We start from the raw sequence: 11,599 nt of genomic DNA on the forward strand, positions 1-11,599 counted from the left end.
GGCTCATGTGTCGAATGCTGGTCCGCCCTAGGGTCTGGACTCAATTGAGCCAGTAGGCGCAGAGGGCGGCGATGAGGACGCCGGAGAGGTAGTTCCTGGCCAGCTTGTCGTAGCGAGTGGCCACGCGTCGGAAGTCCTTGAGCCTGCACCACATGCGCTCGACGCGGTTTCGATCCTTGTAGGCCTGGGCGTCGTAGGGGATGGGGACCTTGCGCGAGGTGGTCGAGGGGATGACCGCCTCGGCGCCGCGCTCGGCCAGTCTCTGGCGGAAGTGGTTGGCGTCGTAGGCGCGGTCGGCGAGCAGACGACGGAATGGCCCAGCGGCCTGGATCAGGGCAGCCGCCATGCTGATATCGTTGATGTTCCCCGCGCTGAGCAGCAGCACCCGCGGCTTACCGCGCTCATCGACCAGGCCGTGAACCTTGGTGGTGCGACCGCCGCGTGAACGGCCTATGGCTTGGAGGAAGGCCCCCCTTTTGCGCCGGCCGCCGAGCGGTGAGCCTTGATGTGGGTGGCGTCGATCGCCGCCCCGTAGATGCCCGTGTGCCCTGTCAGGGCCTCGAACATCTGCAGCCACAGGCCCTGGCGGCTCCAGCGGTTGAAGCGGTTGTAGACCGTCGTGTAGGGGCCGAACTCCGGCGGGCAGTCGCGCCAGCGCGCCCCGCTCTTGAGCATGTGGACGATGCCCGAGACCACGCGGCGATCGTCCACGCGATGCGCGCCCTTGCGTCCGCGCGGCAGCAGCGGCTCGATCCGAGCCCACTCCTCGTCGCTAAGCCACTGAACCTGCCTGGCCATCTCAAGGCTCCTTTTCAGAAGCCTTGAATCAGCAACCTCGGACTACCGCCAGCGCTTATTGAGTACGGACCCTAGGCGTCACCCGCCGTCTCGTCTCGCCCTCGCTCGGTGCGGTCGCGGAACAGCGCCGCGCGCGCCAGCAGGATCAGGGTCACCGGCGTGGTCACGGTCAGGAACACGCCGATCAGCAGCTCACGCGGCATGAAGCGGCCCTCTACGAAGGTGAAGAACAGGACCGAGGCGACGACGATCAGGGCCATGCCCAGGGTCGCGCCCAAGGTCGGGGCGTGGACACGCTCGTAAAAGGTCCGGAAGCTGCACAGGCCCACGGCGCCGAGGAAGGACAGGCCCGCCCCAGCTAGCGCCAGCAGGCCCACGGCCACCGCGGCCCAGGCGGGCAGATCAACGGACGTCATTCGATCACCTCCCCGCGCATCAGAAACTTGGCCAGGGCTACGGTGGCGGCGAAGCCGAGCATGCCGATGATCAAGGCCGCATAGAAATAGATCGAGCTGCCGGTGCGCACGCCGAACACCAGCAGGAACAGCATGCCGTTGAGGTAGACAGTGTCGAGACCCAGCACGCGGTCCTGGGCCCGCGGCCCGCGAACGACGCGCCAGGCGGCCAGCGCCATCGCCGCCGCCAGCAGCGCCTGGGCGCCGGTCAGGCACCAGAGCAGGATGGCCTGGCTCATTCGAAGATCTCCATCAGGCGACGCTCGTACCGGGTCTTGATCAGGTGGACCCACTCGTCCTCCTCGATCAGGTCCAGCACATGAAGCAGCAGCCGACCGGTGGCGCTGTCGTACTCGACCCAGAGCGTGCCCGGGGTCGCCGTCAGGATCACGGCCAGCACCGCCAGTGCGTAGCGATCCTTCAGATCGAGCGGCACGTGGATGAAGCCCGACCGACGCTGCTGCTTGCGCCGCCCCAGGATGATCGCCGACACTGCCCAGTTGGAACGCAGCACGTCGACCAGAACCAGGCCCGCCAGGCTGAGGACCGCCTTGGGCGAACGTATGCGGATGGTCTGGGCGTCCAGCGCCCGCATCACCTGGGGCGTGGCCAGGGCCAGTACGGCGGCCAGGGCGATGGACGGCGGCTCGACCGAGCCGCTCATCAGCAGCGAGGTCGCGAACAGGCCCAGCGCCAGGACGGGATGAGGAAACAGCGCGCGGATCATGGCGAGGTCCCCAGCACGGCGCGGATATAGGCGTCGGGACGCCCCAGCCAGTCAGCGGTGTGGTCGGCGAAGCTCAGCCCCACCCCGCCGAAGATCGCCAGCAGCACGCAGGCCGCCAGGAGGCCGCCCATACCCGCCAGCTCGGCGGCGCCCACCACCAGTTCGGGAGCGTCCTCGTCGCGCGCCCACAGCGCGCCGACGCCCAGCCGCGTCAAGCCGATCAAGCCCCCGAGGCTGGACAGCGACAGGCCCGCCATCACCGCGATGCTGGCCGGACCGAGCGTGCGCGCCAGACCGTCCAGCATGGCCAGCTTGCCGATGAAGCCCGATAGCGGCGGCAGGCCGGCGACCATCAGGGTGCAGATCAGGAACGCCCCGCCCAGGGCGGCGACGGCGGCGGGAATGATCAGACCGGGCTTGTTGCGCTCGTCGTCGTCGAAGGGGTCGCGGTACTCGTCGTCAAACACGGCCCGCTCGCGCTGGGCGCCGGAATCCACGCCGCGCTGCAGCACCTCGGCCAGCAGGAACAGCGCCCCGCAGGCCAGGGTCGAGCCGATCAGGTAGAAGAGCGCCCCGCCCAGCACCGCCCTGTCGCCGGTTCCGATCACGGCCAGGATGGTGCCAGACGAGATCATCACCGCGTAGGCGGACGCGCGCGACAGGTCCCGGGCGGCCACCAGGCCGAGCGTGCCGAACGCCAGGGTCGCCAGGCCGGCGACCAGCAGCCAGTGCTGTCCGAAGTGGGCCGAGGCGCCGGCTTGGTCGCCGAACGCCAGCAGACTGAGACGCAGCACCACATAGACCCCGACCTTGGACAGGATCGCGAAGGCGGCGGCGGCCGGCGCGCTGGCCGCCGTGTATGTCGGCGCCAGCCAGAAGCCCAGCGGCCAGGCCGCGCACTTGATCAGGAACGCCGTACCGAGGATGGCCGCGCCGACGTGCAGCAGGCCCAGGTTCTCCGGCGCGATCGTGCGCACCTTGAGGGCGAACTCGGCCATGTTCAGCGTGCCGGTCACGCCATAGAGCACCGACACCCCGATCAGGAACAGCAGCGAGGCCGTCAGGTTGATGGCGATATAGGTCAGGCCCGCCCGGATCCGAGCCTCGCCCGAGCCGTGCAGGGCCAGGCCGTAGGAGGCCGCCAGCATGATCTCGAAGAAGACGAACAGGTTGAACAGGTCGCCGGTCAGGAAGGCGCCGTTGACGCCCATGATCAGGAACAGGAACAGGGCGTGGAAACGCGGCCCTGCCCGGTCCCAGCGGGCCAGGGCGAAGGCCAGCACGCCCGCGCCCAGCACGCTGGTCAGCGCCACCATCATCGCCGACAGGCGGTCGGCGACGAGCACGATGCCGAACGGCGCGTCCCAGTCACCTAGGCGGTAGATCCGCGCGGTGTCGCCGCCGTCGGCCGCGCCGGTGACGCTTTCGTGCAGCAGGGTCAGGGCGACCAGCAGGATGGCCGCCATCGCCGTCAAGCTGATGACGCTCTTCAGCCGCCGGCGACGCTCGTCGAACAGCAGCATGGCCGAAGCCATGACCATCGGCAGCAGGATCGGCAGCAGGACGAGATGATGGTCCCAGAGGCTCATTCGGCCGGCTCCCGTCCATCGACGTGGTCGCTGCCCGTCGCGCCGCGCGAGGCCAGCAGCACCACCAGGAACAGGGCGGTCAGGGCAAAGCTGATGACGATGGCCGTCAGCACCAGAGCCTGGGGCGTGGGGTCGGCGTACAGCTCCGGCCGCTCGGCGCCCTTGGCCGTCACCGGCGCCATGCCCGAACGCAGGCGCCCCATGGAGAAGATGAACAGGTTCACCGCATAGGACAGCAGCGACAACCCCATGATGACCTGGAAGGTGCGGGGCCTCAGCAGCAGCCAGGTTCCGGCGGCGGACAGCACGCCGATGGCGGCCGCGAGCACGAACTCGGTCATGCGCCCTCCTCCGCTTGCGAATGTTCGCCGTCGTCCTTGGCGCGACGCAGCGACTGGTGCGCCAGGGCCACGAGCATGAGCACGGTGGCGCCCACCACCAGCAGCACGACTCCCAAATCGAACACCACTGCGCTAGCCAGGGGCACGCGCCCCAGAAGCGGCAGATGCACGTACTGGAAGGCCGAGGTCAGGAACGGCCGGTTGAAGCCGATGGCCACCAAGCCGCAGCCGGCGGCGATGGTCAGGCCCCAGCCGATCCAGAGAATCGGGCGCAGCAGCAGCCGCTCCTCCACCCAGCGCGCGCCGTTGGCCATGTACTGCAGCAGCACGGCGATCGACAGCGCCACCCCGGCGGCGAAGCCGCCGCCCGGCAGGTCGTGGCCGCGCAGGAACAGATGGACCGCCAGCACGATGACGAACGGGAACATCCAGCGCATGACAACACGCGGGATCAGCATGGTGTCTCGCAGCGCGTCGCCCGCCTTGCGACCTTCGGCGACCGGCCCCGCACGTTCCCTCGCCTGCTTCTGGTCGGGGGCCGGCAAGCTGTCGCTGGCGGGACGGAAGCGGCGCAGCAGGGCCAGGACGGTCAGGCCGACAATGCCAAGGACGGTGATCTCGCCGAAGGTGTCGAAGGCCCGGAAGTCGACCAGGATCACGTTGACGACGTTGCGCCCGCCGCCTTCGCTATAGGCGCGCTCGACGAAGAAGCGCGATACGCCCTCGACCATCGGCCGGCTCATCACGGCGTAGGAGACGAAGGCCAGGGCCAGGCCGACGACCGCCGCGACGACGAGATCCACACGACGGCGGCGGCGCGAGCGCGAGAGCTCGGCCGGCGCCACCTTGATGTCCTCCAGCCGCTTGGGCAGCCAGCGCAGGCCCAGCAGCAGCAGGACGGTGGTGACCACCTCGACCAGCAGCTGGGTCAGGGCCAGGTCCGGCGCCGACAGCCAGACGAAGGTGATGCAGCTGACGAGGCCCGCCCCGCCCATCAGCACCACCGCGGCAAGGCGGTGATACTTGGCCTGCCAGGCGGCCGCGACGGCGCAGCCGCCGCCGGTCAGCCAGAGCGCCGCGAAGACGAACTCCGACGCGCCGGGCGCGGACCAGGAGGGCCGGATCGCCACGCCCCCCGCGAAGGCCGCGGCCGCACCGGCCGCCAGGGCGGCCAGAACGACGAGGCGCAGCTGCGGCTGCATCCGCTCGGTTCCCAAGCGGCTCTCGGCCCAGCGCGCGCCCTTGACGACGCCCGTCATGGCCTTCTCGAACAGGTAGCCGCCGTTCAGGCGCTTCAGGCCCCACGGGCCGCCGCGCGGATTGGTGTTCAGCTTCTGGCCGAAGAGCCCATAGGCCAGCACCCCGCCGGCGAGGGCCAGCACGCTGAGCAGCAGCGGCAGGTTGAAGCCATGCCAAAGGGCCAGGCTGTAATAAGGCAGGTCATCGAAGCCCAGCACCGCGACGGCGGCGCTGCGCAGGAACGGACCAACCGTGATCGCCGGCAGCACCCCGACCAGCAGGCAGAGCGCGACCAGGATCTCGACCGGGCGGCGCATCCAGGCCGGCGGCTCGTGCGGGACCTTGTCGAGCGCCGTGGGCGGCGGGCCGAAGAAGGTCGCCAGGATGAAACGCAGCGAATAGAGCACGCCGAACGCGCTGGCCAAGGTCGCCAGCACCGGCAGGGCCTTGTTCAGGGCGTGGCCGTCGCTGCCGGCCACCACCTCGGCCAGGAACATCTCCTTGGAGAGAAAGCCGTTCAGCAGCGGCACCCCGGCCATGGCCGCGGCCGCGACGATGGCCAGCGTGCCGGTGATGGGCATGAACCTGTAGAGGCCGCTCAGCTTGCGCATGTCGCGCGTGCCGGCCTCGTGGTCGATGATGCCGGCGGCCATGAACAGCGACGCCTTGAAGGTGGCGTGGTTGACCGTGTGGAAGATCGCCGCGATCGCGCCGAGCGGCGAGCCCAGGCCCAGCAGCAGCACGATCAGGCCCAGATGGCTGATGGTCGAATAGGCCAGGAGGCCCTTGAGATCGTGCTGGAAGATGGCGCACCAGGCGCCGATCAGCAGCGTGGCCACCCCCGCCCCGGCCACCACGAAGTACCAGAGCTCGGTCTGGCCGAAGATCGGCCACATGCGCAGCAGCAGGAAGATCCCGGCCTTCACCATCGTCGCCGAGTGCAGATAGGCGCTGACCGGCGTCGGCGCGGCCATGGCGCGCGGCAGCCAGAAGTGGAACGGGAACTGGGCGCTCTTGGTCAGGGCGCCCATCAGCACCAGCGCCAGGGCCACCACGGACCGGGGATCGGCGAGAATGACGCTCTTGGCGGCCAGGACGTCGTCGAGGTCGTAGCTGCCGGCTATCGACCCAATCAGGATCATGCCGACCAGCAGGCACAGCCCGCCCAGCGCCGTGACCGTCAGCGCCATGCGCGCGCCCTCGCGGGCCGAGGGGTTCTGGTGCCAGTAGCCGATCAGCAGGAAGGAAAAGAGACTGGTCAGCTCCCAGAAGACCGCCAGCTGGATCAGGTTTCCCGACAGCACCACGCCCTGCATCGCGCCCATGAAGGCCAGCAGGAACGAGAAGAACCGGGGCACCGGGTCCTTCGGCGACATGTAGTAGCGGGCGTAGAGCACAACCAGCGCCCCGATCCCCAGGATCAGGGCGGCGAAAATCCACGACAGCCCGTCGAGCCTCAGAACCAGGGTGACGCCCAGCGACGGCAGCCAAGGGATCGCCAACCGCAACACTTCTCCATCGGCGAACATCGGCCAGAGCGCGGCCAGGCTCACCAGGCAGACCAGCGACACCAGCCAGGAAAGAATCGCCGCCGCCGTGCGGGCGTGACGCGGAAGGCCGGCGGCGACGGCCGCGCCCAGGAACGGCGCCGCCAGGATCAGGAGAAGGAGCAGGTTGTAGGACAAAACGGTGGGGGGCCTCCTGCCACGGAACGGGTCTAGCCGGGGTCCGACGCCTTACAGGCCTCGGGGGTCAGCATAGGAAGACCGTTTCCATGCGTCAAAGCGACGGTTTCCAAAGTCACGCTTCGTCACATATGCCGGTGTTATTGATATCGATATCATAATGATTGATGCTGTCGCGATCCTAGGGAGGAAACATGAGCCGACAGAAGAACCCGGCCCGCCGCGCCGCCACGGCGCTTGCCGCCATGTTGCTGGGGGGCGTGGCCGCTCCTGCGCTGGCCGACACGCTGCTGACCTATCCGGTCCCGCCGCAGCTGATGTACGCGGCGCACAACGACGACTTCACCGTGCGGGTGCGCAACCCCGGCGGCGAGTGGCGCGATCTCTACGAGTACCGGGTGCAGGTCGACACCGACACCAAGCAGAACGCCTCGCTGGTCTATTTCGACTTCGACGGGACGGTCGAGCTGGAGGTGATGAAGAACAACGGCCGCTTCTCCGAGGTCTCGGTCGCGCCGCTGTCCAGCGCAGTGAAGCCTCAGCGCCAGGGCTCGATCCTGCGCATGACTCTGGACAAGCCCGAGCGCTTCTCGCTGCAGTTCGACGACGACCGCCTGCGCAACCTGCACATCGTGGCCGCCCCCCCGCCCCCTGCCCGGCCGACCGGGACCGACGTCGTCTATTTCGGACCCGGGCTCCACGTCCCGCCGGCGGGCCTCGACCACTTCCCGGTCAAGTCGGGTCAGCGCGTCTACATGGACGGCGGCGCGGTGCTGAAGGGCGCCTTCGACCTGAACGGCGTCAGCGACGTGAAGATCAGCGGCCGCGGCCTGCTGTGGGACCCCGGCCGGGCGATCGACATGGAAAAGGCCCGGAACGTCGAGGTCTCGGACCTGATCATCGTCAACAGCGACCGCAAGGACGCGGCCCGGGTGATGAACATCCGCAATTCGGAAAACGTCACAGTCAGCCAGCTGACCGGCTTCACCTCCGGCAAGTGGTCGGACGGGATCAACATCTCGACCTCGCGCCACGTGAAGGTGCGCGACGGCTACCTGCGGGTCTCGGACGACGCCGTGGTGGTCTACGCCGTGGCCGACTGCCCGATCTGCCGCCAGAAAGCCGCCCAGACCGGGATCCCCGACACCAACCCGCCGGGCGACACCTTCGACATCCAGGTCTCGAACATGCGCCTGTGGGTCGACGTCGCCCACGCCCTCTATATCGGCCACTTCGGCGACAACGCCGATCCGCGCACGATCCGCGACGTGACCTTCGACAACATCGACGTCGCCAACCTGGACGAGGACGATCCCGACTGGGAGGGCGTGATCGCCGCCTACTCCGGCGACAGCACGCTGATCCGCGACATCACCTTCAGCAACGTGCGGGTCGACCGTATCGAGGAGGGCAAGCTGATCAACATCGTGGCCGGGAACAACCCGCGCTACAACAAGGCGCCCGGGCGCGGGATCGACGGCCTGAGGATCCAGAACGTCGCCTACACCGGCCAGGGCATGCCCGGCCTGTCGATCATCCGGGGCCTGTCGCCGCAGACGGCGGTCAAGAACGTGACGATCGAGAACCTGACCATCGGCGGCAAGCCGGTGAAGTCGGCCAAGGACGGCGACGTCGCGGTCAGCGGAGAGGTTTCCGCCCTCTCCTTCCGCTGAACGCAAAAAAGAAGGGCGCCGTCGTCGACGGCGCCCCAAGGCGGGACTTGATGCGACGGCGGTCAGCCGCCGAACTTGTAACGCAGGCTGATCCCGTAGACCCGGCCGTTCATGAAGTACTGGCGCAGGATGTCGGTGTCGTAGCCGCCGTCCGGCTCGCCGACGTAGCGGATCGGCGCCTTGTTGGTCAGGTTCGAGGCCGTCAGCGACAGGGTCAGGTCGTCGCGCAGATTGAGGTTCACCGAGGCGTCGAGCAGGCCGTAGCCCTTCAGGTAGCGGCCATCGATCGGATTGGGCGAGATGCCGAACAGCACGTAGTCAGAACGATAGGTGTAGACGAGGCGCGCCGAGACCTTCTTGTTCTCGTAGAGACCGGCCAGGCTCCAGTTCTGGTCGGACTGGAACGGCTGGCGCACCTTGACGACCTGGCCGCCGATCACGATCGGAAGCTCGGTCTTGACCCAGGTGTACGAGCCCTGGACCCCGAAATCGTGCAGGACCTCGGGCAGGAAGTCGTAGTCGAAGAAGGTCTGGGCGGCGAGCTCGACGCCCTTGGCGAAGCCCGGGTCGGCGTTCTGGGTCTGGGTGATGCGGAACTGGCCGGTCGGGCAGTTGTTGGGCGTAACCCCGCTGTAGGGCTGCGAGGTCGCCACCGTCTGGCAGCTCTCTACCCCGATCGGGAAACCGTCGACCTTCTTGTAGAAGGCCGCGGCGGAGACATAGCTGGTCGGGCCGAAATACTTCTCCAGCGACAGGTCGTAGCTGTAGGCCCGCAGCGGCTGCAGGTTGGCGTTGCCCTGGCTGCCGGTTCCGCTGGTCAGGTTGACCGTCACGGTCGGGTTGATGTCGCCAACGCTGGGCCGCGTCATGCCCTTGCCGAAGCCGAAGCGCAGCAGCAGGTCGTCCTGGATGTAACCCGTCAGGTTCAGGGTCGGTAGCACGTCGGTGTAGCTGTTGCCCTGGCTGCGGGCGACGATCACCGGCGTTCCGCCCGTGGTGTCGGTGACCCGCGCCTCGGCGTCCAGATTGGTGCGCACCACCCGCACGCCGGCGTTGCCGCGAATGCGGTCGTTCAGGAAGGCGAAGTCGACGACGCCGTAGCCGGCCAGGGTCTCTTCCACCGCCTTGCGGCGCGACAGCAGCACTTCAGGCAGCGAGTCCTCGGCGGGGATGCCGGCCAGGGCGAAGCGGTTGCGGACGTTGTCGCCCAGCAGGACGTCGGGCGAGAAGGTCAGGAAGCCGCCCGAATAGCCCGCCTCGCCGTCGAACCAGTTGGTGTGCGAGCCGGCGACCAGATCCTGCACGGTCGACGCGAGGATCCCGTTCGACTGGCTGGCCGTCAGGGCCAGGCCGTCTGTCGTCAGGTTCTTGCCGCTGAAGGAGTAGTTGTAGAACCTCGACTTCTTTCGGTAGTAGCGCGCACCGAACTTCACGGCCTTGATGAAGCTGTCGTTGATACGCAGCTTGCCGTCGAACTGGGCGGCCAGGCCGGCGTCGTCATAGACGTTGTTGGTGCCGTTGGCGTAGTTCAGCAGCACCCAGTTGGCGGGGTTCGACAGGTCAGGCCCGCTGATCGACAGGCGTTGGGGCGTTCCGACCGTGCGGGTCACATCCCAGGCCAGGCCCGCGCGCGGGGTCATGGTCACCGAGCGGTTGTCCTGGTGCTGGTCGGCCTTGACGTAGGAGAGGTCGGCCTTGAGGTCGAGGTTGTCGGTCGGCGACCACTTGGCGCCGCCGGCCAGGATCCAGGTCTTGTAGATGCGGTGCTCGTCGCCGCCGATCGACGAGAAGCCCGAACCCAGGAACGTGCCGCTGTCGAAGCGCTGACCGGCCAGCACCTCGTCCTCGCCGCCGTTGGCGTTGCGGTTGGCCAGGCCCTCGGTGGTGCTAAACGGGGTGGTCGTCAGCCCCTGGACGTAGCGGCTGTCAGCGCCGTTCAGGAAGCGATAGCCCTGATGGTAGAGATAGGAGTTGTAATTGCCGTCGACATAGAACTCGAGGCCCGGGCGGACCTTCCACTGGAAGGCGCCGGCGAAGCCCTCGCGGGTGCGCTGGATGTCCTCCTCGTTCACGTTGATCTGCACGCCGGCCATGTTGACCAGGTTGGCGCGGTCGGCGGCGCTGAGGGCCAGCGGATTGGTCACGTCGGCCAGGAAGGCGACGTCGCTGCGGCCGGCATAGGCCTGGTTGTAGGCGCTGTTGCCGATGTACTCGGCGCTGTTCGCGCGCACCACGCGGCGCAGATTGGTCCCGCCGGGACCGGGCGCGTTGTCGGACCGGTTCCAGCTCTTCTGGTAGTTGGCGCCCAGCAGCAGGCCCATCTCGCCGTCGCCGACGTCCCACTTGTGCGAGACGAGGCCGAAGTATTCCGGCTGCATCTGCTTGACCATGTCGTTGTAGCGGCCGGAGATCGCCACACTGCCCGACATCTTCGGCAGATCGAGCGGGCGGCGGGTCTTGATGTCCACCAGGCCGCCGATGCCGCCCTCGATGTGCTCGGCCGAGGGGTTCTTGTAGACGTCCAGGCCCGCGATCATGCCGGGGATAGCGGCCTCGATGTTGAACTCGCTGCCGCCGGCGGTGAAGTACGAGCGGCCGTCGACCTGCGAGGCGGTCTGGCCCGACAGGCCGCGGATCGTCAGCCCCGAACCGGCGCCGACCGGCGAGGCGCCCTCCCCGCCGTAGCGATAGCCCTGCACGCCCGGAATGCGGGTCAGGGTCTCGGCGACGTTGGGGTCGGGCAGCTTGCCGATGTCCTCGGCGCGGATGGAGTCGACGACCTCCATGGTGTTCTTCTTGACCTGCACGGCCGACTGCAGGCTCTGGCGGATGCCGGTGACGACCACCTCCTCCACCGCTTCGTCGGCGGCCGGCGCCGGCGCGGTCTGGGCGTGGGCGGCGCCGAACGCGCCCAGCGCGACGGCCAGCGTCGAGGCGGTCAGAAACAGACGCGATTGAACTTCGGACTTCATGGCTTCCCCTCCTGCGGAGCCTACGCCCGATAAGCCGGCGCGGCCCGTCAGATCCCGCGCGAGGCGGGCTTTCCCTGTTGGCTCGGGCGCTTGGCGCGCCCGCTCTGTTTCACTCCCGGG

The 11,599-nt window shown here is 68.3% G+C and carries 9 protein-coding genes; 1 reads left to right on the top strand and 8 read right to left on the bottom strand.

Annotation, left to right across the window (positions count from 1 at the left end; translation table 11 throughout):
- Window positions 1–40 precede the first annotated feature (40 nt).
- The 7 genes from P7A99_RS03770 to P7A99_RS03800 all read right to left on the bottom strand — a co-directional run bounded on the left by P7A99_RS03770 (window position 41) and on the right by P7A99_RS03800 (window position 6,834).
- A protein-coding gene (locus tag P7A99_RS03770) for an IS5 family transposase (protein WP_408608603.1) occupies window positions 41–798 on the bottom strand; the annotation gives its coding sequence in 2 pieces (ribosomal slippage) (window positions 41–460 and window positions 463–798; 756 coding nt in all).
- Between the two features lie 71 nt (window positions 799–869).
- Complete coding sequence (gene mnhG, locus P7A99_RS03775; protein WP_277792604.1) at window positions 870–1,214, bottom strand: monovalent cation/H(+) antiporter subunit G; 345 nt, start codon at window positions 1,212–1,214, stop codon at window positions 870–872.
- Window positions 1,211–1,492, bottom strand: a complete 282-nt coding sequence (locus tag P7A99_RS03780; protein WP_277792605.1) for a K+/H+ antiporter subunit F — start codon at window positions 1,490–1,492, stop codon at window positions 1,211–1,213. Before P7A99_RS03780 ends, mnhG begins: the two co-directional genes overlap by 4 nt.
- Complete coding sequence (locus P7A99_RS03785) at window positions 1,489–1,980, bottom strand: Na+/H+ antiporter subunit E (RefSeq protein ID WP_277792606.1); 492 nt, start codon at window positions 1,978–1,980, stop codon at window positions 1,489–1,491. The genes P7A99_RS03780 and P7A99_RS03785 overlap by 4 nt, the downstream gene beginning before the upstream one ends.
- Entirely contained in the window at window positions 1,977–3,569 is a 1,593-nt protein-coding gene (locus P7A99_RS03790) for a monovalent cation/H+ antiporter subunit D (protein WP_277792607.1), read from the bottom strand. Before P7A99_RS03790 ends, P7A99_RS03785 begins: the two co-directional genes overlap by 4 nt.
- A complete protein-coding gene (locus P7A99_RS03795; RefSeq protein ID WP_277792608.1) occupies window positions 3,566–3,910 on the bottom strand; it encodes a Na+/H+ antiporter subunit C in 345 nt (114 codons plus the stop codon). Before P7A99_RS03795 ends, P7A99_RS03790 begins: the two co-directional genes overlap by 4 nt.
- Window positions 3,907–6,834: a monovalent cation/H+ antiporter subunit A gene (locus tag P7A99_RS03800; protein ID WP_277792609.1), complete on the bottom strand. Its 2,928-nt coding sequence runs from the start codon at window positions 6,832–6,834 to the stop codon at window positions 3,907–3,909. Before P7A99_RS03800 ends, P7A99_RS03795 begins: the two co-directional genes overlap by 4 nt.
- A 194-nt stretch (window positions 6,835–7,028) precedes the next feature.
- On the opposite strand from P7A99_RS03800, the gene P7A99_RS03805 reads away from it, so the two are divergent.
- Window positions 7,029–8,507: a glycosyl hydrolase family 28 protein gene (locus tag P7A99_RS03805; protein WP_277792610.1), complete on the top strand. Its 1,479-nt coding sequence runs from the start codon at window positions 7,029–7,031 to the stop codon at window positions 8,505–8,507.
- Between the two features lie 62 nt (window positions 8,508–8,569).
- Here P7A99_RS03805 and P7A99_RS03810 read toward each other — a convergent pair whose 3' ends face one another.
- Window positions 8,570–11,479: a TonB-dependent receptor gene (locus tag P7A99_RS03810; RefSeq protein ID WP_277792611.1), complete on the bottom strand. Its 2,910-nt coding sequence runs from the start codon at window positions 11,477–11,479 to the stop codon at window positions 8,570–8,572.
- Between the last annotated feature and the right edge of the window lie 120 nt (window positions 11,480–11,599).

Origin of the sequence: Caulobacter endophyticus (genome assembly GCF_029543245.1) — a bacterium.
GTDB classification, from domain to species: domain Bacteria; phylum Pseudomonadota; class Alphaproteobacteria; order Caulobacterales; family Caulobacteraceae; genus Caulobacter; species Caulobacter endophyticus_A.

Bases quoted from the DNA above. Each gene is read 5' to 3' on its own strand.
- P7A99_RS03795 (WP_277792608.1), bottom strand. From the start codon at position 3,910: ATGACCGAGTTCGTGCTCGCGGCCGCCATCGGCGTGCTGTCCGCCGCC.
- P7A99_RS03790 (WP_277792607.1), bottom strand. From the start codon at position 3,569: ATGAGCCTCTGGGACCATCATCTCGTCCTGCTGCCGATCCTGCTGCCG.
- P7A99_RS03810 (WP_277792611.1), bottom strand. From the start codon at position 11,479: ATGAAGTCCGAAGTTCAATCGCGTCTGTTTCTGACCGCCTCGACGCTG.
- P7A99_RS03785 (WP_277792606.1), bottom strand. From the start codon at position 1,980: ATGATCCGCGCGCTGTTTCCTCATCCCGTCCTGGCGCTGGGCCTGTTC.
- P7A99_RS03780 (WP_277792605.1), bottom strand. From the start codon at position 1,492: ATGAGCCAGGCCATCCTGCTCTGGTGCCTGACCGGCGCCCAGGCGCTG.
- mnhG (WP_277792604.1), bottom strand. From the start codon at position 1,214: ATGACGTCCGTTGATCTGCCCGCCTGGGCCGCGGTGGCCGTGGGCCTG.
- P7A99_RS03805 (WP_277792610.1), top strand. From the start codon at position 7,029: ATGAGCCGACAGAAGAACCCGGCCCGCCGCGCCGCCACGGCGCTTGCC.